The 20,791-nt window shown below is 71.9% G+C and carries 23 protein-coding genes; 7 read left to right on the top strand and 16 right to left on the bottom strand.

Annotated elements, in window-relative coordinates:
* Positions 1-4 precede the first annotated feature (4 nt).
* The 5 genes from pspAB to glnA all read right to left on the bottom strand — a co-directional run bounded on the left by pspAB (position 5) and on the right by glnA (position 4,927).
* Positions 5-589 (bottom strand): PspA-associated protein PspAB, encoded by a 585-nt coding sequence (pspAB, locus tag IQ210_RS33375; RefSeq protein ID WP_194082913.1) that lies wholly within the window; start codon positions 587-589, stop codon positions 5-7.
* A 3-nt stretch (positions 590-592) separates the two neighbouring features.
* Positions 593-1,510: a zinc metalloprotease HtpX gene (gene htpX, locus IQ210_RS33380; RefSeq protein WP_194082914.1), complete on the bottom strand. Its 918-nt coding sequence runs from the start codon at positions 1,508-1,510 to the stop codon at positions 593-595.
* A 96-nt stretch (positions 1,511-1,606) separates the two neighbouring features.
* Positions 1,607-3,049 (bottom strand): hypothetical protein, encoded by a 1,443-nt coding sequence (locus IQ210_RS33385; RefSeq protein WP_194082973.1) that lies wholly within the window; start codon positions 3,047-3,049, stop codon positions 1,607-1,609.
* 99 nt (positions 3,050-3,148) lie between these two features.
* Complete coding sequence (locus IQ210_RS33390) at positions 3,149-3,406, bottom strand: SCO2583/SCO2584 N-terminal domain-containing protein (RefSeq protein ID WP_194082915.1); 258 nt, start codon at positions 3,404-3,406, stop codon at positions 3,149-3,151.
* Between the two features lie 111 nt (positions 3,407-3,517).
* Positions 3,518-4,927 (bottom strand): type I glutamate--ammonia ligase, encoded by a 1,410-nt coding sequence (gene glnA / locus IQ210_RS33395; protein ID WP_194082916.1) that lies wholly within the window; start codon positions 4,925-4,927, stop codon positions 3,518-3,520.
* A 199-nt stretch (positions 4,928-5,126) separates the two neighbouring features.
* On the opposite strand from glnA, the gene IQ210_RS33400 reads away from it, so the two are divergent.
* On the top strand, positions 5,127-5,597 hold the full coding sequence (locus IQ210_RS33400; protein ID WP_194082917.1) for an RDD family protein: 471 nt from the start codon (positions 5,127-5,129) through the stop codon (positions 5,595-5,597).
* A 63-nt stretch (positions 5,598-5,660) separates the two neighbouring features.
* Here the strand turns inward: IQ210_RS33400 and IQ210_RS33405 are convergent, their stop codons facing one another.
* The 4 genes from IQ210_RS33405 to lipB form a co-directional block, all read right to left on the bottom strand.
* Positions 5,661-6,362, bottom strand: coding sequence for a DUF4191 domain-containing protein (locus IQ210_RS33405; protein WP_097263131.1), 702 nt, complete (start codon positions 6,360-6,362; stop codon positions 5,661-5,663).
* A 62-nt stretch (positions 6,363-6,424) separates the two neighbouring features.
* A complete protein-coding gene (locus IQ210_RS33410; RefSeq protein ID WP_079312874.1) occupies positions 6,425-6,625 on the bottom strand; it encodes an SCO2195 family GlnR-regulated protein in 201 nt (66 codons plus the stop codon).
* 279 nt (positions 6,626-6,904) lie between these two features.
* Entirely contained in the window at positions 6,905-7,870 is a 966-nt protein-coding gene (gene lipA / locus IQ210_RS33415; RefSeq protein WP_194082918.1) for a lipoyl synthase, read from the bottom strand.
* A 109-nt stretch (positions 7,871-7,979) separates the two neighbouring features.
* Positions 7,980-8,777, bottom strand: coding sequence for a lipoyl(octanoyl) transferase LipB (lipB, locus tag IQ210_RS33420; protein WP_126271483.1), 798 nt, complete (start codon positions 8,775-8,777; stop codon positions 7,980-7,982).
* 224 nt (positions 8,778-9,001) lie between these two features.
* Here lipB and IQ210_RS33425 point away from each other — a divergent pair, with 224 nt between their 5' ends.
* The gene (locus IQ210_RS33425; protein WP_194082919.1) at positions 9,002-10,435 is read left to right on the top strand and encodes a regulator; all 1,434 of its coding nucleotides are present in this window, start codon (positions 9,002-9,004) and stop codon (positions 10,433-10,435) included.
* A 55-nt stretch (positions 10,436-10,490) separates the two neighbouring features.
* On the opposite strand, the gene IQ210_RS33430 is transcribed toward IQ210_RS33425, so the two are convergent.
* On the bottom strand, positions 10,491-11,900 hold the full coding sequence (locus tag IQ210_RS33430) for an NAD(P)/FAD-dependent oxidoreductase (protein ID WP_194082920.1): 1,410 nt from the start codon (positions 11,898-11,900) through the stop codon (positions 10,491-10,493).
* 149 nt (positions 11,901-12,049) lie between these two features.
* A complete protein-coding gene (locus IQ210_RS33435) occupies positions 12,050-12,946 on the bottom strand; it encodes a TIGR01777 family oxidoreductase (protein WP_194082921.1) in 897 nt (298 codons plus the stop codon).
* Between the two features lie 74 nt (positions 12,947-13,020).
* Between IQ210_RS33435 and IQ210_RS33440 the strand changes: the two genes are divergently transcribed.
* On the top strand, positions 13,021-13,509 hold the full coding sequence (locus IQ210_RS33440) for a GNAT family N-acetyltransferase (RefSeq protein ID WP_194082922.1): 489 nt from the start codon (positions 13,021-13,023) through the stop codon (positions 13,507-13,509).
* A 193-nt stretch (positions 13,510-13,702) separates the two neighbouring features.
* Here the strand turns inward: IQ210_RS33440 and IQ210_RS33450 are convergent, their stop codons facing one another.
* A complete protein-coding gene (locus tag IQ210_RS33450; protein ID WP_194082923.1) occupies positions 13,703-14,332 on the bottom strand; it encodes a TetR family transcriptional regulator in 630 nt (209 codons plus the stop codon).
* 83 nt (positions 14,333-14,415) lie between these two features.
* On the opposite strand from IQ210_RS33450, the gene IQ210_RS33455 reads away from it, so the two are divergent.
* Positions 14,416-15,201, top strand: coding sequence for an SDR family NAD(P)-dependent oxidoreductase (locus tag IQ210_RS33455; protein ID WP_194082924.1), 786 nt, complete (start codon positions 14,416-14,418; stop codon positions 15,199-15,201).
* A 6-nt stretch (positions 15,202-15,207) separates the two neighbouring features.
* On the opposite strand, the gene IQ210_RS33460 is transcribed toward IQ210_RS33455, so the two are convergent.
* Positions 15,208-16,392, bottom strand: coding sequence for a MarP family serine protease (locus IQ210_RS33460; RefSeq protein ID WP_194082925.1), 1,185 nt, complete (start codon positions 16,390-16,392; stop codon positions 15,208-15,210).
* Between the two features lie 227 nt (positions 16,393-16,619).
* Between IQ210_RS33460 and IQ210_RS33465 the strand changes: the two genes are divergently transcribed.
* Together IQ210_RS33465 and IQ210_RS33470 are read left to right on the top strand one after the other, a co-directional pair.
* Positions 16,620-17,483, top strand: coding sequence for a peptidoglycan recognition protein family protein (locus tag IQ210_RS33465; protein WP_228048815.1), 864 nt, complete (start codon positions 16,620-16,622; stop codon positions 17,481-17,483).
* Between the two features lie 25 nt (positions 17,484-17,508).
* Complete coding sequence (locus tag IQ210_RS33470) at positions 17,509-17,718, top strand: hypothetical protein (protein WP_194082927.1); 210 nt, start codon at positions 17,509-17,511, stop codon at positions 17,716-17,718.
* Here IQ210_RS33470 and IQ210_RS33475 read toward each other — a convergent pair.
* Entirely contained in the window at positions 17,708-18,832 is a 1,125-nt protein-coding gene (locus IQ210_RS33475) for a lipid II:glycine glycyltransferase FemX (RefSeq protein ID WP_194082928.1), read from the bottom strand. The two genes, IQ210_RS33470 and IQ210_RS33475, sit on opposite strands and share 11 nt — an antisense overlap.
* A 185-nt stretch (positions 18,833-19,017) precedes the next feature.
* On the opposite strand from IQ210_RS33475, the gene IQ210_RS33480 reads away from it, so the two are divergent.
* A complete protein-coding gene (locus IQ210_RS33480) occupies positions 19,018-19,230 on the top strand; it encodes a hypothetical protein (protein ID WP_194082929.1) in 213 nt (70 codons plus the stop codon).
* Between the two features lie 6 nt (positions 19,231-19,236).
* Here the strand turns inward: IQ210_RS33480 and IQ210_RS33485 are convergent, their stop codons facing one another.
* Positions 19,237-19,755: a DUF4240 domain-containing protein gene (locus IQ210_RS33485; protein ID WP_194082974.1), complete on the bottom strand. Its 519-nt coding sequence runs from the start codon at positions 19,753-19,755 to the stop codon at positions 19,237-19,239.
* A gap of 56 nt (positions 19,756-19,811) precedes the next feature.
* Positions 19,812-20,789, bottom strand: a complete 978-nt coding sequence (locus IQ210_RS33490; protein WP_194082930.1) for a helix-turn-helix transcriptional regulator — start codon at positions 20,787-20,789, stop codon at positions 19,812-19,814.
* Positions 20,790-20,791 lie beyond the last annotated feature (2 nt).

The following is a 20,791-nucleotide window of genomic DNA, read 5'->3' on the forward strand; positions in this document are numbered from 1 at the left end:
GAGGTCACAGACCGGGGGCGCCCCACACCGGGAACCAGCGGCTCAGATCCTGTTCGAGCCGTAGATCGTCCGCGAGCGCCGCCTTCACCCGCAGCTCCAGCGCGTTGTCCCGCCGCTGCCCGCCACCGGGCAGCGGCGCGAACGGGTAGAAGGTGCCGCGCTTGTAGAGGTAGACCAGCGCCAGCGTGCGGCCCGCGTCGTCCCGGAAGCCCGCGAGCGAGCACAGCAGCTGCGGGCCGAAGCCGTTGACCTCCATCGAGGAGTTCACCGCGTGCAGATCGTTGACCAGCAGATGCAGCTGGTCCGGGGCGCGCTGCGACACCAGCCAGGAGTAGCCGTAGTCGTCCCGCCGCAGCTCGACCGGGGGGCCGTCGCGGTCGGCGTCCGCGTCCAGCAGCGCCTGCACCTCGCGGTGCGTCTGCTCGAACGCCGCGCCCTCGACAGTCGCGAAGCACACCGCACCGCTCCCGGACGGGGTGAACCCCGCCGCGGCCTCCAGCGTCACCGCCGCCGACGGCAGGGCGAAGAGCCGGTCGAGATCGGGCGCGACCGGCTTGGTGCGCCCGAGCAGGATGTCCAACAGCCCCATCCGCTACTCCGTCTTCCCGGGCCGGGCGGCCTCGCCCAACTCGGCGGAGATCCTGCCCAGTTGATCGAGGCGCTGTTCCAGGGTCGGGTGGGTGGAGAAGTACCGCTCGATGCCGGGCTCCCTGCCGGTGGCCGGGGTGAAGTAGAAGGCGTTGAAGGCCTGCGCGGTCCGCAGGTCCTTGGTGGGAATCCGGGCGATGTCCCCGGACACCTTGGTCAGCGCGGAGGCCAGCGCCGAGGGCCGCCCCGTCAGCTGCGCCGCGGCCCGGTCGGCGGCCAGCTCCCGGTACCGGGACAGCGCCCGGATGAGCAGGAAGCTGAGCGCGTACACGGCCGCCGAGACGCCCATGACGGCGGCGAAGACGACGGCGGTGTTCTGGTCCTTCCGCCCGCCGAAGACCTGCGAGTAGAACGCGAACCGCACGATCAGCCCGGCGATGACGCCCAGGAACGAGGCGACGGTGATCACGGCGACGTCCTTGTGCGCCACATGCGACAGCTCGTGCGCGAGGACACCCTCCAGCTCGTCCTTCTCCAGCCGCCGCAGCAGCCCGTCGGTCACGCACACCACGGCGTGCTCGGGGTTCCGCCCGGTGGCGAACGCGTTCGGCATGTCCATGTGGGAGACGGCGACGACGGGCTTGGGCATGTCCGCGATGGCGCACAGCCGGTCGACGACCCCGTGCAGCTCGGGATACTCCTCCCGCTCCACGACCCGGCCCCGCATCGCGAACAGCGCGACCCGGTCGGAGAACCAGTACTGCGCCCCGAGCATCGCGGCCACCACGACCACGACCAGCACCCAGGACTTCAACAGCACGATCAACGCGCCCACGAAGACGACGTACAACAGCCCGAGCAGGAACAGCGTGACCGTCATCCGCACGGTCAGCCGCCGATCACTCCGGAAGCGGCTCCGCATCTGCATCACCCCGCAGTCAGGCACTCGTCCCACTGCCCAGTGTGCACCCGGCCCCACCATGAAGCGGTCGCGATCAGCCCTGGGACGGGCAAAGGCTCAAGCCGGAAGCCCCGCTTCCCACTTGCGCCGCCGCAACACGTACTCACTGAACAGCTCCCGCCCCCGGTCGAGCAGCTCACCCACCTCGGCCACCCCGTGGGGCACATCCGCGGTCGGATGCCAGTGCTGCACGGCCTGCCGGGCCGCGTGCCGCAGCTTGTCGTCCGGGTCGTCGATGAGCGCGACCGCGGCCCGCAGCCGTACGAGACCGCTGTGCTGGTGGAGCAACCGGAACGCGGACACCCGCACCGCGCGCGCCCGCTCCGCCGCGAGCCGCCCCAACAGCCACTCCTCGTCCAACGACCGCGCCGAGGGCACCAGCGCCACCGTCGCCTCCCGCACCACACCCGGATCGGGGTCGTCGAGCAGCGCCGCGAACCGCGCCACGTCCGACACATCCAGGCTCCGCAGCCCCGCCACGGCCCGCGCCCGCACGGCAGGCACGGCGTACGAGGTCAAGCCCCACAACACCCCCGCGTCCGCCCGCTCCCCGCACTCCGCGAGCCCACTGACGACCCCCGGCGACACCTCCGCACCGGCACACCGCTCCCGGTACCAGGCCGCCGGATCACCCCCGTACTGCCGCACCACGTACCGCGCACAGGCCCGCACCCGCCCCGCCCGGTCCCCGAGGAACCCGGCGGCCCGCTCAGGCATCCCGGCCCGCCGCAAGGCGGTGACCCCGGCGGCCCGCGCCCGCGGATTCCGCGCGGCGAGGAGCGGTTCGAGTACGTCGTCCCGCGGACCCTCCGCCACCACGGCGGCCAGCGCCGCATCGGCGCACAGATCCTGGACGACGGTGTCGTCGTCGCGGGCGGCGGCGCGGGCGAGTTCGGCGGGGGAGAGGAGACGGCCCGCGATGACGAGACGGTGGGCGTAGCGGCGTACGGCACGGTCGGTGTGCCGGCACAGCGGTTCGAGGATCTCGCGGGGCGCGCGGCTCAGCAGCGCGGTGGCCAGATCGGCGGCGAAGTCGCCCCGCCCGCGGCGCCCCACCCGCAGGATCAGCGGGATCAGCCGGGCCGCGCCCTCGGCGTCCAGCAACTCCGTCAGCCGCTCCCGGGCCCGGTCGCGCACCTGGGCAACCCAGTCGGCACAGCGCACCACCACCAGAGGCAGCAGTTCCGGGTGCTCGCCGACCCGCTCCAGCGCGGACTGCCGGACCCGGCCGTCCCGGTGGCACAGGCCGAGCGCCAGCTGGGACTCGGTGAGGCGGACGCCACGGGGCAGCAGGCGCCGCTCCCGGCCCAGGACCTTGACGAGCAGCCGCCCGCTGTCGGTCTGCTCCCAGACCGACCTCCACGCGTACTCGCCCGGCGCCCGGGTGAGAACCCGCGTCCCGGCGTCCAGCGCGGTCCAGGCGGCCGGGGCGGCGGTGTCGAACGCCTCTCGCAGCGACGCCCCCTCGGCGAGCCGCACCGCCGCCGCGTTCCCGTCCATGATGTCCACGCCCACGCCCCCTGCCCGCCTCTGTAGGTCCGGCGAGCGTAAGCGACCGGGCCCCGAACGGGCGCGCGATTTACCTGCTCAGCGCCCCGCCTAGTACGGCGCCCGGAACCCGCTGTACCCCAGCAGCACGATGACCACCGCCACGATCCCGAACACGATGGCCGCCGAGGCCCAGCCCGAGCGCGGTCGGGACACTCCCTCCGGGTCGGCACGGAACGGCTGCGGCTCCGGAGGGTTCTCCTTCCAGCGGGCGGCCAGCATCCGGGCCCGGGCCGAGGGCTCCTTGAGCTCGGCGGCGTCGGCCCAGCGGATGTCGAACTCCCGGTCCTCGTCGTCCCGTTCGGCCATGTCCGTGACCCCCGTCAACTTTCTTCGAACAGTAGTGCCGGAAACCATACGACGGCGCCCCCGCACCTGGAAAACAGGGGCGGGGGCGCCGTCGTACGGACTACGCGTCGATCACACGTCGAAGTAGAGCTCGAACTCGTGCGGGTGCGGACGCAGCTGGAGCGGAGCGATCTCGTTCGCGCGCTTGAAGTCGATCCACGTCTCGATCAGGTCGGACGTGAAGACGTCACCGGCGAGCAGGAACTCGTGGTCGGCCTCGAGGCGGTCGAGGACGGCCGGGAGCGAGGTCGGGACCTGCGCGACGCTCGCGTGCTCCTCGGGAGCCAGCTCGTAGAGGTCCTTGTCGATCGGCTCGGCCGGCTCGATCTTGTTCTTGATGCCGTCCAGGCCCGCGAGCAGCAGCGCCGAGAACGCCAGGTACGGGTTGCCGGAGGAGTCGGGCGCACGGAACTCGACGCGCTTGGCCTTCGGGTTGGAGCCCGTGATCGGGATACGCATGGCCGCGGAGCGGTTGCGCTGCGAGTACACCAGGTTGATCGGCGCCTCGAAGCCCGGGACCAGACGGTGGTACGAGTTCACCGTCGGGTTGGTGAAGGCGAGCAGCGACGGGGCGTGCTTGAGGATGCCGCCGATGTAGTAGCGGGCGGTGTCCGACAGACCCGCGTAGCCGGCCTCGTCGTAGAACAGCGGGTCGCCGTTGCTCCACAGCGACTGGTGGACGTGCATGCCCGAGCCGTTGTCACCGAAGATCGGCTTCGGCATGAAGGTCGCGGTCTTGCCGTTGCGCCAGGCCACGTTCTTCACGATGTACTTGAAGAGCTGGAGGTCGTCGGCCGCGGCGAGCAGCGTGTTGAACTTGTAGTTGATCTCGGCCTGGCCGGCGGTGCCCACCTCGTGGTGCTGGCGCTCGACCTGAAGGCCGGACTTGGCCAGCTCCAGGGAGATCTCGGCACGCAGGTCGGCGAAGTGGTCGACCGGCGGGACCGGGAAGTAGCCGCCCTTGTAGCGGACCTTGTAACCACGGTTGTCCTCGAGGGCGCCGGTGTTCCAGGCGCCCGCCTCGGAGTCGATGTGGTAGAAGCTCTCGTTCGCCGAGGTGGCGAAGCGGACGCTGTCGAAGACGTAGAACTCGGCCTCGGGACCGAAGTACGCGGTGTCCGCGATACCGGTCGACGCGAGGTAGGCCTCGGCCTTCTTCGCCACGTTGCGCGGGTCACGGGAGTACTGCTCGCCCGTGATCGGGTCGTGGATGAAGAAGTTGATGTTCAGCGTCTTGTCGCGGCGGAAGGGGTCGACCCGGGCGGTCGAGAGGTCCGCGCGCAGCGCCATGTCGGACTCGTGGATGGCCTGGAAGCCACGGATCGACGAACCGTCGAACGCGAGCTCCTCGTCCGGGTCGAACGCCTCGACGGGCAGCGTGAAGTGCTGCATGACGCCCGGCAGGTCGCAGAAGCGGACGTCGACGAACTTGACGTCCTCGTCCGCGATGAACTTCTTGGCCTCGTCGGCGTTCTGGAACATCCAGCTCCTCCTACTCCCGACGGTTCCGTGCCGGGGTGGTAGTTCGTTCGTGCTGCCAGTGCGGTGGCACACGCTGTCCTCGACCCTAGGGACGCGTGATTTCTCAGGCGTGACCCATTTGTTTCGCACAAGTTAACCGGACACCTTCCGATCCACCCCACCTGTCCGTATCCCGAAACGCGGGCAGTACCGTGGACGGGTGGACAAGAGGGAAGCAATCGGATCGTGGCTCTCCGGCCCCCGTGCGGCCGCCGAGGAAGCCGGTGTGGACTTCGGATACCGCGGTCAGCAGTTGGGGCTGCCCGAGGAGGGGCCGGGCTCCATCGCCCGGCCGGGCCGGCGCCTGGGCGCCCTGGCCGTGGACTGGGGGATGAGCATCCTGATTGCATCCCAATTGATCACTCAGGGCTACGAAGCCCCGGCGACCTCGAACTGGGCGCTGCTGGTCTTCTTCGTGATGAGCGTCCTCACCGTCGGCACCATCGGCTTCACGCCGGGCAAGCGGCTCTTCGGCCTCCGCGTCGTCGAGGCGGGCACCGGCCAGGTCAAGCCGCTGCGCGCCCTGCTGCGCTCCGTCCTGCTCTGCCTGGCGGTCCCGGCCCTGATCTGGGACCGCGACGGCCGCGGCCTGCACGACCGGCTGGCGGGCACGGTCGAGGTACGGATCTGAACCTCGTACGACGAAGGGGGCGCCGGGATCAGTCCCGGCGCCCCCTTCTCTGTCGGAGGTCGATCAGCGTGCCTTCGGCCCGCCCTTCGGCAGCTTCATGCCCTTCGGCATGGGCCCCTTCGGGAGTGGCATGTTGCTCATCAGGTCGCCCATCGCGCGCAGCCGGTCGTTGGTGGCGGTCACCTGGGGGCCGGTCAGCACGCGCGGCAGCTTGAGCATCGAGGTGCGCAGCTTCTTCAGCGGGATCTGGTCCTCGCCCGTGCCCACGATCAGGTCGTGCACCGGCACGTCCGCGACGATGCGGTTCATCTTCTTCTTCTCGGCGGCCAGCAGGGTCTTCACCCGGTTCGGGTTGCCCTCCGCGACCAGCACGATGCCGGCCTTGCCGACGGCCCGGTGCACCACGTCCTGGCTGCGGTTCATCGCCACCGCGGGGGTCGTCGTCCAGCCCCGGCCGATGTTGTCGAGCACGGCCGCGGCGGCGCCCGGCTGTCCCTCCATCTGCCCGAAGGCGGCCCGCTCGGCCCGGCGCCCGAACACGATCGCCGTCCCGAGGAAGGCGAGCAGGAGGCCCAGGATGCCGAGGTAGACCGGGTGTCCGATCAGGAAACCGAACGCGAGAAAGACACCGAGGATGAGGAGGAAGACACCCGCGAGCACCAGACCGATCGTCTTGTCGGCCCTGCGGGTCATCTTGTACGTCAGGGCGATCTGCTTCAGACGCCCGGGGTTTGCGGCATCCGCCGCGCTGTCACTTCTCGCCATGCCACGAAGTCTACGTGGCCCCGGGAGCGCCGACGACGGCAGTCTCCCGACGACCGCCGGCGTCACGGACGGGAGGCGAGCGCCTTCTCCAGGACCTGCTGGGCCTCGACCCGGTCCTTGGCGCGGCGGCGGTCCTCCAGGACGGACGTCCAGGCGTTGCGGCGGGCGGTGCGCTGGCCGCTGCTCATGAGCAGCGACTCGACGGCACGGAGTGCATCGGTGAACGATGGGATGGCGGTGGCGCGAACGGGCGCGGCCTGCATGATGGAGGTCCCCCCTCAGGGATTACGGCTCTGGTGAATGGTGCACGGGCTGTACAACCAGGGTCACTGATTGGTGTTACCAGGGCGTGACCGACCGGTCAAACACCAATGAAGCCTTGATATGCGGCCCGAAAACGCTGACGCGGCCCTGATGACGCCCCCATCTGCGGGGACGTCCAGGACCGCGCCAATCGGCCACTACCGTGCGGTAGTTGCTTGTGCTCGGATTCACACGGAGTGCGTGGCACTCCGTGCCATCCAGTTGTTCTCCAGTGCGGCTCAGACGGCCTGCGAGGCGACGAACGAACCACGCTTCTCGACGGCCATCTGGTAGAGCCGGCCGGCCCGGTAGGAGGACCGGACGAGCGGGCCCGACATGACACCCGAGAAGCCGATCTGCTCGGCCTCCTCCTTCAGCTCCACGAACTCGTGCGGCTTGACCCAGCGCTCCACGGGGTGGTGGCGCACGGAGGGCCGCAGGTACTGCGTGATGGTGACGAGCTCGCAGCCCGCGTCGTGCAGCTGCTGGAGCGCCTCGCTGACCTCCTCGCGGGTCTCGCCCATGCCGAGGATCAGGTTGGACTTGGTCACCAGGCCGAAGTCGCGGGCCTCGGTGATGACCTTCAGGGAGCGCTCGTAGCGGAAGCCGGGGCGGATGCGCTTGAAGATGCGGGGCACCGTCTCGACGTTGTGCGCGAAGACCTCGGGGCGCGACTCGAAGACCTGCCGGAGCAGCTCCGGTACGGCGTTGAAGTCGGGGGCGAGCAGCTCGACCTTGGTGTGGCCGCCCTCGCGGTCCGCGGTCTGCTGGTGGATCTGGCGCACGGTCTCGGCGTACAGCCAGGCGCCGCCGTCCTCCAGGTCGTCGCGGGCGACGCCGGTGATGGTGGCGTAGTTGAGGTCCATGGTCACCACGGACTCACCCACCCGCCGCGGCTCGTCGCGGTCGAGGGCCTCGGGCTTGCCGGTGTCGATCTGGCAGAAGTCACAGCGCCGGGTGCACTGGTCGCCGCCGATGAGGAAGGTCGCCTCGCGGTCCTCCCAGCACTCGTAGATGTTGGGACAGCCGGCTTCCTGGCAGACCGTGTGCAGACCCTCGCTCTTCACGAGCTTCTGCATGGCCGTGTACTCGGGACCCATTTTCGCCCGGGTCTTGATCCACTCGGGCTTGCGCTCGATGGGGGTCTGGGCGTTCCGGACCTCCAGGCGCAGCATCTTGCGTCCGTCGGGTGTGACTGCGGACACATCGGCTCCCTGTAGCTTCGATTCTTCGGCGTACACCAGGGTACGCCCGTGTTTTCTAGGGCCCTACAGCAGAGGCCAACCTCTCGGCTGAGGGCTCCATTCCCCACCCTCAGGCGGTCGCCCGTTCAATCTCGCGAGGCTTCAGATCGGCGTTCTCCAGCACATCCCGCAGATGCCGCTCCACCACCGGCAGCACCTCGTCGATCGTCACGTCCCGCCCCAGCTCGTTCGCCAGAGAAGCGACGCCCGCGTCGCGAATCCCGCACGGGATGATCCGGTCGAACCACCGGTTGTCCGGGTTCACGTTCAGCGCGAAGCCATGCATCGTGACGCCCTTGGCCACCCGGATGCCGATCGCCGCGATCTTGCGGTCCTCGCGCCGCTGCCCGGCGTTGGACGGGGCGTACTCGGGCCCGTTCATCCGCGGGTCGAACTCCTCGTCGTGCAGACGGGGGTCGAAGTCCAGCGACAGGCCACCGAGCGAGGGGCGCTGCTCGACGGGGTCGCCGAGCACCCACACCCCGCTGCGCCCCTCGACCCGGCTGGTCTCGAGGCCGAACTCCGCGCAGGTGCGGATCAGGGCTTCCTCAAGGCGGCGTACGTGCGCCACGACGTCCACCGGACGCGGCAGCTTCTGGATCGGGTAGCCCACCAGCTGCCCAGGACCGTGCCAGGTGATCTTGCCGCCGCGGTCCACGTCGACGACCGGCGTGCCGTCGAGCGGGCGTTCGTTGTCGGCCGTGCGCCGGCCGGCCGTGTAGACCGGCGGGTGTTCGAGCAGCAGGACGGTGTCGGGGACCTCGTCCGCGAACCGTGCCGCGTGCACCCGGCGCTGCTCGTCCCACGCCTCCTGGTACTCGACGGCGTCCGCGCCGAACCCCATACGGACGAACCGCAACTCACTCACGGCAAGCGCCTCCCTAGCACGACCGGCTGTCGTAAGGCACGAAACGTGCCTACGCCACTGTACGACTCGCCGTCACGCGTCAGCCGTGCGGTCAATCCTCACACGATCGGATGAACGAACGGGGAAGTGTGCGATCGCCTGCTCACTCTCCGCTACATTCACGCCGTCCTATAGAGGCCATAAGGGCTGCTCACAGGCAATCCGGGCAGGAGACACCACCGCAGATGACGGAACGACCCGCGCAGCGCACTCCCAACCGCCAGCTCGCCGCGCTCATCGCAGAAGCGGGGTTCTCCAACGCGGGACTCGCCCGTCGAGTGGACCAACTCGGTCTGGAACACGGGCTTGATCTGAGATACGACAAGACATCGGTCACCCGGTGGCTGCGCGGCCAGCAGCCCCGCGGCACCACCCCCGCCCTCATCGCCGAGGTCTTCACCCGCCGCCTCGGCCGGCGCCTCAGCGCCCAGGATCTCGGCCTCGACGCCTGCGCCCCCGTCTACGCGGGCCTGGAGTTCGCGGCCACCCCCGAGGAGGCCATCGACATCGTCAGCGGGCTGTGGCGCAAGGACTCCGGCAGCCACGCGGAGCTGCGGAAGATCGCCTTCACCCCGGCGGGCCTCGTCGTCCCCAGCCGGGACTGGCTGATCGGCCGGGCCGACGACAAGGTCGCCCGCGGCGAACCCCCGCTCCGCGTCCCCGCCCAGGGCCGCCCGGCGGTCCCCCGGCAGCGCGGCGCCGAACGCGGCCCCGGCCAGAAGGTCACCGGCGGCGACATCGCCGCGCTGCGCTCGGTCGGCGAGCTCTTCCGCTCCCTCGACAACATGTACGGCGGCGGCCACGCCCGCCAGGCCCTCGTGCGCTATCTGGAGCACGAGTGCGAGCCGATGCTGCGCGGCACCTACGGCGAGCAGACCGGCCGCCGCCTGTTCGCGGCCGCCGCCGATCTGACCAGGCTCGCGGGCTGGACGTCGTACGACATCGCTGCGCATGGGCTCGCGCAGCGGTACTTCGTGCAGTCGCTGCGGCTCGCGCAGGCGGCGGCGGACCGGGCCTACGGGTCGTACGTGCTGATCACGATGAGTCGGCAGGCCGTCTATCTCGGGCACGGGCGCGAGGCGGTGCAGTTGGCGCGGGTCGCCCAGCAGGGGCTCGGGACGAACGCCCCGCCGGTCGTGCAGGCGTTGTTGCACTCCGTCGAGGCGCGTGGACATGGGGTGCTCGGCGAGGTGCGGAACTGCACGGGTGCGTTGGTCCGTGCCGAGCGCGCCCTGGAGGCGGCCCGGCCCGGGGATGAAGTCCCCTACTGGGCGCGCTTTTTCGACGAGGCGCAGCTCGCCGACGAGTTCGGGCACGCGCACCGGGACCTCCAGCAGTTCCGCGCCGCGGCGCAGCATGCCGAGCGGTCGCTGCAGCTGCGGGCGCCTGCGTACGCCCGCAGCCGGCTCTTCTGCCGGGTCGTTCTCGCCTCCGCCCGGCTCGGCCTCGGTGAACTCGATCAGGCCTGCGCGCTGGGGGCGGAGGCCGCGAACGCCGCCGCCGAGATGCGGTCGGTGCGGGCGATCGAGTACGTGAAGGACTTCGAGCGGAGGCTGGAGCCGTACAAGGATGCGGCGCCGGTGAGGGGGTATCGGGACAAGGTGGCTGCGCTTGGGTAGTCGGGTGCGGGTGCGTGGGGGCTTGTCGCGCAGTTCCCCGCGCCCCTAGGTATCTCTATGCGGCCCGCGTTGCGGGGAGAGGGTCTGCCCTGTGCATCGAACCGCTCGCACCCAGGTCCCTAAGCAGTGCTGTCGTCGCCCTATGCGCCGAATGCAGCGCCCCCTGGACCGTGCTCGTGTCCCGGTGGTCGCCGCAGACGTACAGGCCCGCCAGGAGGCGTACCGGGCGGCGTAGGTCGTGGGGGGCGCGCATGGTCGGTACCGCCTCGGGGGTGTGGTGGACGGCGAGGGTTTCCCAGCGGGTCGTCGACGTGCCGTAGAGGCGGGCCAGGTGCATGCGTACGGCGGTGTCGACGTCCGGCGGGGGCGGGCCGAGGACCGTCGAGGTGATCAGGGCGCGGCCCGCGGGGGCGCGGCTCGGGTCCACGTGGCTGACCACCGCCGTGTGGGCCACCGGGCCGCCGCGGTCGGCGTCCAGCAGGAGCGCGGTGCCGGTCCCCGGGGGCTCGTCGGTGGTGTGGTGGACCACCGTCACCTGGTGGAAGTCCGGTACGCGCAGGCCCGGCAGCAGTTCCGCGGCGGCGCGCGCGTCGGTCGCGAGGAGGACCGCGCGGCAGCGGAACTCGCCGTGTTCGGCGGTGGTCACCGTGTTCGTCGAGACCGAGGTGACCCGGACCCCGGTGTGCACCGTTCCCGGCGGCAGCGAGCGCGCCAGCAGCTCCGGCAGCACCTCCGCCCCGCCCTCCGGGACGCAGAGCCGTCCGCCCGCGAAGGCCCGCAGTGCGAGGTCCGCGCAGCGGCTGGACGTCGTCAGCTCCGGGTCGCACAGCAGGGCGGCGAGCAGCGGCCGCAGGAACCCGTCGATCGTGCGGGCGGGCAGGCCGCGGGCGGCGAGGGCCCGGGCGGCGGGGAGTTCGGGGCGGGCGAGGAGGCGCTCGACGGGGGCGCTCGCGATCCGGGCCAGCGCGGCGCCGAGGCGGGCCTGGTCGACGGCGGTGCCCAGCGGGGCTGTGCCGCCGCGGGGGAGCGCCGTCGGACGCGGCGCCGGACGGGGGGCGCTCGCCAGGGCGCGTACGGCGTGGAGTGCGCCCCTCGCGCTCCTCGTGCTCCGCGAAGCGCCTCCCGTGGCGCTCCCTGGGGCGCTCCTCGTGTTCGCCGGGGTGGCGCCCGCGCGATGCCGGCGTCCGTCGCTGTGCAGCAGGACACCGGGGGCGAAGGGGCGCAGGCCCAGCCCGTCGAGCCCTGGTGTCAGGCGCAGTTCGGGATACGCCGTGGACAGCAGCTGCCCGATGCGGTCGAGCCGGAAGCCGTCGACCTTCTCCGTCGACATACGGCCCCCCACACCGTGGGCGGCCTCCAGGACTGCGGTCGTCACTCCTGCGCTGGTCAGCCGATGCGCCGCGGAGAGCCCGGCGACCCCGGCTCCCACGATCACGACGTCCGCCTGGTACGCGGGCTCAAGCACGTGCCCCTCCTCGAGGTTGCGCGGCCGGTGGAGACGTCATGCCCCCAACTGGCTCCGGGGATACCCGAGTTCGGCTCGAGGTTAAGGCCGTGATCGGTCAGGGGCAGTCGCGCATGAACAGGGCACGGTCGCACAGCGGTCGCATACGGTCATGCCACGGCCCTCAGCGCCCCCTCGATCTCCGGGAACGCGAACGTGAACCCCGCTTCCAACAGCCGCTTGGGCACCACCCGTTGACTCCCGAGGACGTCCCCGGCCATCTCGCCGAGCACCGTCCGCAGCACCGGTGCCGGCACCGCGAACACCGTCGGCCGGTGCAGCACGCGTCCCATCGCCTCGGTGATCTCCCGGTTGGTCAGCGGGGTCGGCGCGGTGAGGTTGAACGGCCCCGACAGCCCCTCGGTGTCGATGAGATACCGGATCGCGGCCACCTCGTCGTGCAGCGCGATGAACGACCAGTACTGCCGCCCGTCGCCCAGCCGCCCTCCTAGCCCCGCCTTGAACAACGGGAACAGCCGCCCCCAGGCCCCGCCCCCGCGCGCCACCACAAGGCCGGTCCGGGTGAACACCGTCCGCACGCCCGCCTCCTGGGCCGGCGCCGCGGCGCCCTCCCACTCCACGCACAGCTCGGGCAGGAAGCCGTCGCCGGGCGGCGCGCTCTCGTCCACGACCCGGTCGCCGGTCTCGCCGTAATAGCCCATGGCACTGCCGTTGACGAAGACCCGCGGCGGCTCGTCCATCGCGGCGACGGCCTTGGCGAGCGCCGCCGTGCCCAGCACCCGGCTGCACCGGATACGGGTCTTGTACGCCTCCGTCCACCGCCGGTCCCCGATCCCGGCACCCGCGAGGTTGACCACGACATCACACCCGGCGAGCCCGGCCGCGTCCACCCGTCCGCCCTCGGGGTCCCAGCGGACCTCGCCCTCCCCGCGCGGCACGCGCCGGACGAGCCGCACCACCTCGTGACCGTCCGCCGTCAGGGACCGCACCAGGGCACTGCCGATGAGACCGGACGCACCGGCCACCGCGATTCGGGAAGGCTGCATGCGGCCCATTCTGCGCCCGGGCAGCCGGAAAACCCGTCGCCACGGGGCGGACCCGCCACCGTAGGCTGACGGTCATGTCCGAGCCGTACATACGCCGCGCCCTGCCCGACGACGACGAGGAGCTGGGCGTCCTCGACCGCGCGACCTGGTCGCCGCTGCACGCGGTGATGCCTGAACCGCAGCCGCCCTACGGGCCGTTCTTCGACGAGCGGCACAGCCCCGACGACCATCTGGTCGCCGAGCTCGACGGCCGCGTCGTCGGCTATGTCCGCCTGACCTTCCCCACCTCGCTCGCCGCGAACGCCCATGTCCGCCAGATCCAGGGCCTCGCCGTCGCCGAGGAGGCCCGCGGCCGTGGCGTCGGCCGGGCGCTGATCCGCGCGGTCACCGAGGAGGCCCGCCGCCGCGGCGCCCGCCGCCTCACGCTCCGCGTCCTGGGCCACAACACGCCCGCCCGCAAGCTCTACGAGTCCGAGGGCTTCGTCGTCGAGGGGGTGCTGCCGGGGGAGTTCCTGCTCGACGGCGAGTACGTCGACGACGTGTTCATGGGCCGCAGCCTCTGACGCGCGGCGGTTCCTGGTTCAGCAGTCCCTGATCTGGTCGGCCTCGGCGGCGTCGCGGCGTCTGCGGACGACGACGTAGAGCGCGCCCCCGGCCGCCAGCAGGGAGATCAGGAAGAAGACGGGCAGAGTCATGTGCCCAGGGGTACGCCCGCGCGGGCGCCCGGCCGTGGCATTGGGCCGTACGAGGGCCGGGTCAGTCCGTCAACAGGCGCATGCCGCCCATGAGTTCCCGCAGGCAGCGCACGGCCAGCTCCGCGGGCGACCCCGGTCCCGTCACGTCGGCGTCCGTCCTGGCCCAGGTCTCCAGCGCCACCCGGATCGCGTCCGTCGCCGCGGCGGCCGCCAGACGTACCGCCATCGGGTCCGCGTCCGGCCCCGCGAGCCCGGCGACCACGCCGATCAGCTTCTCCTCGGACTCCTGGTTCACCCGGTACCAGACGGCCCGCAGCGCCGGGTCGGCCACGGCCGCCCGCAGCAGCGCCCGGGTCTGCCGCAGTCCCTCCGCCGCCCGCTCGTCCGACGCCGACAGCGACTCCCCGACCGCCCGCTCCAGCGCGTCCGGCAGCCCCGCCCCCGGCTCCGACTCCGCCAGCAGCTCCCGCCAGCGGTCCGCGCCACGGGCGAGCAGCGGTCCCACGGCGTCCTGTTTGTTGCGGAAGTACCGGTAGAAGGTGCGCAGCGCGACCCCGGCCCGCTCGGCGATCTCCTCCGCGGTCGTGTGGTCCGGCCCGTGTTCGGTGAAGAGCTCGGCGGCGGCCCGTGCGATGTCCAGCTGGGTCGCCGCCTTGCGGCGCTCGGTCAGTGAGGGGGGCTTGGTGCTCACCGGGGAAGCGTACGACGTCTTCCCGTGAACGACAGAAACCGCAGTGATGGCAAAACGTGCCACTTAGGCGTACCGTGCACTCCATGAACCGTTACGAGAACCGACGCGCCCTCGTCACCGGCGGCGGCTCCGGCATCGGCCAGGCCACCGTGCTGCGCCTGCTCGCCGAGGGCGGCCGGGTGGTCGCCGCCGACATCAGCGAGGCCGGCCTGAAGGACACCGTCGAGAAGGCCGGCGACCGCGCCGGGCGGCTGACCACGGTCGTCGTCGACATCGCCGACGAGACCTCCGTCCAGGGCGGCGTGGCCTTCGCCGTCGAGACGCTCGGCGGCCTCGACGTGCTCGTCAACGCCGCCGGCATCCTGCGCTCCGCCCACACCCACGAGCAGAGCCTCGCCGACTTCGCCCGGATCATCGCCGTCAACCTCACCGGCACCTTCCTCGTGATCCGCGAGGCGATACCGGCGCTGCTCGCGGGCGACGCCCCGGCGGTCGTCAACTTCAGCTCCACGTCGGCACAGTTCGCCCACCCGTACATGGCGGCGTACGCGGCCAGCAAGGGCGGCGTCCAGTCCATGACGCACGCCCTGGCCGCCGAGTACGGCAAGCAGGGCATCCGCTTCACCGCCGTCCAGCCCGGCTCGATCTCCTCCGGCATGACGGACGGTTCCGGCGCCAGCGGTCAGAGCGCCGGACCTGGGCTGCCCGAGGACACGGACTGGAGCCTGTTCGGCAAGCTCGCCCCGGCGCTGGGGGAGAGGTTCGCGGGCCCGGAGACCGTCGCGGGTGTCGTCGCGATGCTGGCGAGCGAGGACGGCCGGTTCATCACCGGCACGGAGATCCGCATCGACGGCGGCACCCACTACTGAGACGCGTCACGACGTGATCAGGTCACCCGTGTCCACCGGCGCCGTCGCGGTCGCCGCGCGCTCGGCGTCGGCGGCCACCTCGTCGGCGGTGAGGACGTACCCCGTCTCGGCGTCCGACGTCGACCGGGCGAAGACCACGCCGTACACCTTGCCGTCCGTGGTCAGCAGCGGTCCGCCGGAGTTGCCGGGCCGGACCGTCGACCGGATCGAGTAGATCTCGCGCGTGACGTTCGCGTCGCTGTAGATGTTCTGGCCGGTCGCCCGGACCCGGTTCGCCACTGTGGCCGCCTGGAGGTTCAGGTCGCCGTCCTGCGGATAACCGGCGACGACCGCGGAGTCCCCGCGCGAGGCGCTGTCGTCGAACTTCAGCACCGGCGCCTGGAGCCCCGGCACGTACAGCACGGCCACGTCCTTGTCCGGATCGAAGAGCACGACCTGTGCCTCGTACGACCTCCCGACCCCGCCGATGCGCACGCTCGGCCGGTCGATGCCCGCCACCACGTGCGCGTTCGTCATCACATGCTCCCGCGCGTACACGAACCCGCTGCCCTCGCGGCCCTGGGTGCCGGAGACGCCCTCGATCTTCACGGTGCTGACCTTGGCGGCGGTCGTGGCGGCCCGGGTGACGCTGTCGCCGGTGGGCTTGGCGACCCGGGCCGTCGACTCGTTCTCGAACGGGTTGAAGACCTGGGGGAAGCCCGCCTCGGTCAGCGCGGACGTGGCCCGCGAGAACCAGCCCGGGGTGGTGTCCGGCATCGCGTCCTGCACCGCGCCCAGCAGCCGCGAGTCCCGGATCGACGACGTGAGCAGCGCCGACGAGGACGCGCCCAGCACGCTCGCCGCCACCCACGCCACGATCAGCACGGCCACCGAGTTGGCGGCGGCACCGCCGATCCCGTCGGCGACCCGGAGCGGCCCCTTGTCCAGCTCCCGGCGCAGCCGCAGCGCCAGCCGCCCCGCCAGTTCGTGCCCCACCACGGCCGGGACCAGCACCGTCAGCACCGCGGTCACCGTCGCCGACGTGCTGCCCGGTGTCACCAGGTCCATCATCCAGGGCAGCACCCACACCCCGATGACCGCGCCGCCCACGAACCCGGCGAAGGAGACACAGCCGGCCATGAGGCCGCGCCGGTAGCCGGATGCCGCGTAGGCCAGGACGACCAGCACCAGCACGATGTCGAGCAGATCCACGGAGCCGCCTTTCTCTCGGACCCCTTATTACGGGCGGGACGGGCCCGGTGATCAGCACGCCGCGCGCGTGGCGCCGGAACAGGCCACGCGCGCGTGCACACGATGTCCGTGCACCCGGAGAAACGCCCCGGACCAGGACGATGGTTCCACCGGGTGGCACACCACACATCGCGGGCGCGGAGGATCGGGCCGAGAGTGGGACCATGCGTGTCCGAAGAGCACGGGGGATGCGAAGAGGCCGCCGTCCGGTCCGAATACGGACCGGGCCGCCGTGGCGAAACCGCCGCGCGCTGCTCCTGCTGTCCTGCGTGCCCGGGCTCGCGGCCGTGGTGGCCCTGGTCCTGTGCGCGACCGGAGTCGAACGCCGAGCCGAGGCCCGCCCCGGGCACGCCCTCGCGGCCCGCCCGGCCACCGCGCACCACGCGCCGCGGCCGCACATCGTGCCGCGCTCGGTGTGGGCCAACGGCACGGGAGAGGCGAACAGCGTCGCCCGGACCCCGCCCCCCGCGCGGTACGACGACAAGGTCGTCGCCGTCTTCATCCACCACACCGACTCGCCCAACGACTACGACTGCGCCGACGCGCCCCGCATCATCCGCTATCTCGCGGCCGGCCAGACCGGCGTCCGGGACTGGGACGACATCGGCTACAACTTCCTGGTCGACCGCTGCGGCACGATCTACGAGGGCCGCGCGGGCGGCGTCGACCGCCCGGTCACCGGCGCCCACACCCAGGGCTTCAACCACCGCACCTCCGGCATAGCCGCCCTCGGCACCTTCACGGAGGGCGTCCGGGTCCCCCCGGCCATGACCCACGCGATCGCCGCACTGGCGGCATGGAAACTGGGCCTGGCGGAGATCGACCCCCGGGCGAGCGTCAAACTCCGGTCGAGCAACAACTACAGCCGCTACCCCACCGGCACCACCGCCACCCTCCCGGCCATCGCCGGCCACAACGAGGGCTACATGACCACCTGCCCCGGCGCCGCCCTCACGGCCGAACTCCCGGCCATCAGGCAGACGGCGGCCCGCCTCCAGGGGCGGCTGTCGCCGGGGCCCGTCACGGATGGGGCGGCGCCTCGGCGGGCATAAGGCCGGAAGGGAGGGGGTGGAGCCCATGGCCAGGACCGCCGAGCCCCCCAAGGGCGACGGCGCTCACGACGGCGCGGCACCGCGCACCGGCCGGTCGGACCGACTCTCCGGGCCGGCGATCGGGCTCGCGCTCGTCCTGGTCGTCCTCGCGGCGCTCATCACGATCGGCCCCCTCCTCCACATCGCCGTGAGCATGGGCTGCGCCGTGCTCTTCGGCGGCGGAATCAACGGCTGACGCCCAGATACGCGCGTACCGCCCGCTGCAGGACCTTCCCCTGGCTGCCCACCGGCCGTTCCCACTCCCCGAGATACTCCACGACCCGGCCACCCGCGCCGGTCTTGAAGAGCAGCCGCCCCAGCAGCTTGCTCTCCGTCAGTACCGGCGTGACGGACCGCAGGTCGTATGTCTCGGCACCGGCCGCCCGCGCATCGTTGAGCATCCGCCACAGCAGGGCGCTGCTGGGCCGGAACTGGCGTCCCTGGCGGCCGGAGGCGGCGTACGAGTGCCAGCCCTTCGAGCCCACGTTGATCATCAGCGCGGCGGACAGCACGACCCCGTCGTACTCGGCGAGATACAGCCGCACCTGGTCGTCGTCCAGGGCGTTGAGCGCCTTCCACAGGCGCCGGAAGTAGTCCGGCGGGCGGGCCTTGAAGCCGTCGTGGGCGGCGGTCGAGGCGTACAGGCGGTGGAAGTCGGGCAGGTCGGCGGCGCTGCCCCAGCCGACCCGGACACCGGCGTTCTCCGCGGTCCGCAACGCCTGCTCCCAGTGCGGGGCGAGACCCGCGCGCAACTCGTCCGCCGACCGCCCGGCGAGCGGCACCTGACACCCGTACCGGGGCTGCCCGAGCCCGAACCCGGTCCCCTCCTCGGCACACCGCCGCCACCCGAGCCGCTCCAGCCGCGCCCCGGCGTCCAGCGCGAACCCGTCCACCCCGTCCGCGGGCACCTCCCGCAGATGCCGTACGGCCGGGTCGGCGACGCCCGCCGCCACAGTGCCCGGCTCCCAGTGCCGTACCACCAGCGGCGGCCCGATCCGCAGCGAGAAGGCGCCGCGCTTCTCCACGTGCGCGACGAGCGGGTCGAGCCAGGGTTCGAGACGCGTGCGCCAGTCGATCGACGGGCCCTCCGGGACGTACGCGAGGCAGCGCCGGGTCCCGGGCAGCGGCCGGTACAGCACCAGCGCCGCCGCCACCAGCACCTCGCCCTCGAACCAACCCACGCTCTCCGCCTGCCAGTCGGGCTTCACATCGCCCCACTCGGGAATCTGGAGATGACTGACCGCGGGGTGCCGCCCCAGATGGGCGAGATGCTCCTCGCGCGATATCTCGCGCATGTAAGGGCTGGTCATGGGCAGGGCGCTCCTGTTCGGGGCGGCCACAGTAGGCCGGAGATCCGGGCGGGGGTCAAGACTTCGCGCATGCGAACTCCGCGACCGCGGGCGTCCGTTCACAGGCTTCTCGTAGCCGACTCAACGACGACCCCGAAACAACCCTCCTACCGTCAACGCACACGCACTGACTGGAGGTGGGGAAGATGAACAACAGCAGTCACATCGGTACCAAGACGTCCCGCGGCCCCTGGGCGGCACTCTGCGCGGCCGCGGCCGTCGTCCTCGGTCCCGCCGCCGTCACGGCCTCCGCGCTCGACCAGGCCAACGCGGCACCGATGCACCACGTGGTCCTGAAGACGGACCAGACCCAGGCGTACATCCCGACGGACACCACCCGCCGCAGGACGGCGGCGTAAGGGGGCTCAGCCCCGGAAGCGTTCCCACAGCTTCGGATACCGCTCCGCGAGCGCCGACTCGTTCTCGAAGTCGACCGGCGTGCCCTCCGGCTCCGGTGCCGCCGGCGGGATGCCGAGGTCGGGGGCGACGACACCGGTGAGCTGCTCGTACGCCTCGTCCGCCGCGTAGCCGAGCTCCTCGCCGTCCCCGTCGATCTCCTCGTCGAAGTCGCCGAGCAGGTCGGCCAGCGAGTCGGGGGCGTGCACGGCACCCTCGTACACCTCACGGCCCTGCCCGATCAGCCAGCACCGGAAGAAGTCGAAGGCGTCGTCGCTGGCCCCGTCCAGCAGCAGCCAGGCGGCGCCCCACAGATCCCAGGTGTACGCCCGGTTGTAGCGGGCCTCGAAGTGACGGGCGAAGTCGAGGACCATCTCCGGGTCCAGCTGGAGGAGTCTGTCGACGAGCAGGTCGGCCTGCTCCTCGGGGTCGCCCTCGGCGGCCTCGCGGGTGGCGTCCACCAGCTCCCAGAACTCCGTCTCGTCCATCACGGGTCCAGCATCGGCCCTGCGCGGGTGGGGCGCACGTGGAGTGCCGCGGATTGTTATGTCCCGTACAGGCGCCCCAGGCGCAGCGCGTCCTCCGCGAAGCGCGCCCGGAGGCTCTCCGGAGCCAGCACCTCCACCTCCGGTCCCAGCCCCGCGAGCTGGGTGTGCGCGACCTCCTCGGACTCCACGGGCACGGTCACCGTCACCCAGCCCTCCGCGTCCGGCGCCGCCGCCCGCGCCAGCGCCTCCCGCACGGAGAGCCGGTCCAGGACGTGCGGCAGCGCGCGCACGCCATCAGGAGACAGCCGTACGACCACTTCCGCCCGCAGGATGGCCCGCGCGAACTGCTCGGCCCGCTCCTCCCAGAACCCCGGCAGATCGAAGTCGTCGTCACGGGAGAAACGATCGCCGGAGGGCTCCACCGCCGTGAACCGGTCGATCCGGTACACCCGGAACGACCCGCCGGCCCCGGGCACCCGCGCGCACAGGTACCAGACCCCCGCCTTCAGCACGAGCCCGTACGGCTCCAGCTCCCGCTCCACCTCCGCCTCGCCCTTGCGGTAGCGCGCGACGACCCGCCGGTCGTCCCACACCGCGTCCGCGACGGCGGGCAGCAGCTCGGGCGTCTTCGGCTCGCTCCACCAGGTCGGGGCGTCCAGATGGAACCGCTGGGCGGCCGACCGCGAGGCGTCCCGCAACGACGGCAGCAGCGCCGCCGAGACTTTCAGGCGGGCCGCGGAGGCCGCGTCCTCCAGCCCCATCTCGCGCAGCGCCCCGGGAAGCCCGGACAGGAACAGCGCCTCCGCCTCACCACGGTGCAGCCCCGTCAGCCGCGTCCGGTACCCGCCGATCAGCCGGTACCCCCCGGCCCGCCCCCGCTCCGCGTACACCGGCACCCCGGCCTCGGACAGGGCCTGCGCGTCCCGAGTGACGGTCCGCTCGGACACCTCCAGCTCCGCGGCGAGCTCGGCGGCGGTCATGGAGGGCCGGGACTGGAGGAGAAGGACCATCTTGATCAGGCGGGCGGCACGCATGG

It is taken from the genome of Streptomyces justiciae (assembly GCF_015163075.1).
Lineage (GTDB): Bacteria > Actinomycetota > Actinomycetes > Streptomycetales > Streptomycetaceae > Streptomyces > Streptomyces justiciae.

Excerpts from the sequence above, each read along its gene's own strand:
- IQ210_RS33480 (WP_194082929.1), top strand. The coding sequence starts at position 19,018 with ATGAACAACAGCAGTCACATCGGTACCAAGACGTCCCGCGGCCCCTGG.
- IQ210_RS33405 (WP_097263131.1), bottom strand. The coding sequence starts at position 6,362 with ATGGCGAGAAGTGACAGCGCGGCGGATGCCGCAAACCCCGGGCGTCTG.
- IQ210_RS33385 (WP_194082973.1), bottom strand. The coding sequence starts at position 3,049 with ATGGACGGGAACGCGGCGGCGGTGCGGCTCGCCGAGGGGGCGTCGCTG.
- IQ210_RS33425 (WP_194082919.1), top strand. The coding sequence starts at position 9,002 with ATGACGGAACGACCCGCGCAGCGCACTCCCAACCGCCAGCTCGCCGCG.
- htpX (WP_194082914.1), bottom strand. The coding sequence starts at position 1,510 with ATGCGGAGCCGCTTCCGGAGTGATCGGCGGCTGACCGTGCGGATGACG.
- IQ210_RS33470 (WP_194082927.1), top strand. The coding sequence starts at position 17,509 with ATGGCCAGGACCGCCGAGCCCCCCAAGGGCGACGGCGCTCACGACGGC.
- IQ210_RS33465 (WP_228048815.1), top strand. The coding sequence starts at position 16,620 with ATGCGAAGAGGCCGCCGTCCGGTCCGAATACGGACCGGGCCGCCGTGG.
- pspAB (WP_194082913.1), bottom strand. The coding sequence starts at position 589 with ATGGGGCTGTTGGACATCCTGCTCGGGCGCACCAAGCCGGTCGCGCCC.
- IQ210_RS33440 (WP_194082922.1), top strand. The coding sequence starts at position 13,021 with ATGTCCGAGCCGTACATACGCCGCGCCCTGCCCGACGACGACGAGGAG.
- IQ210_RS33410 (WP_079312874.1), bottom strand. The coding sequence starts at position 6,625 with ATGCAGGCCGCGCCCGTTCGCGCCACCGCCATCCCATCGTTCACCGAT.
- IQ210_RS33485 (WP_194082974.1), bottom strand. The coding sequence starts at position 19,755 with ATGGACGAGACGGAGTTCTGGGAGCTGGTGGACGCCACCCGCGAGGCC.
- IQ210_RS33455 (WP_194082924.1), top strand. The coding sequence starts at position 14,416 with ATGAACCGTTACGAGAACCGACGCGCCCTCGTCACCGGCGGCGGCTCC.
- IQ210_RS33490 (WP_194082930.1), bottom strand. The coding sequence starts at position 20,789 with ATGCGTGCCGCCCGCCTGATCAAGATGGTCCTTCTCCTCCAGTCCCGG.
- IQ210_RS33435 (WP_194082921.1), bottom strand. The coding sequence starts at position 12,946 with ATGCAGCCTTCCCGAATCGCGGTGGCCGGTGCGTCCGGTCTCATCGGC.
- IQ210_RS33390 (WP_194082915.1), bottom strand. The coding sequence starts at position 3,406 with ATGGCCGAACGGGACGACGAGGACCGGGAGTTCGACATCCGCTGGGCC.
- glnA (WP_194082916.1), bottom strand. The coding sequence starts at position 4,927 with ATGTTCCAGAACGCCGACGAGGCCAAGAAGTTCATCGCGGACGAGGAC.
- IQ210_RS33475 (WP_194082928.1), bottom strand. The coding sequence starts at position 18,832 with ATGACCAGCCCTTACATGCGCGAGATATCGCGCGAGGAGCATCTCGCC.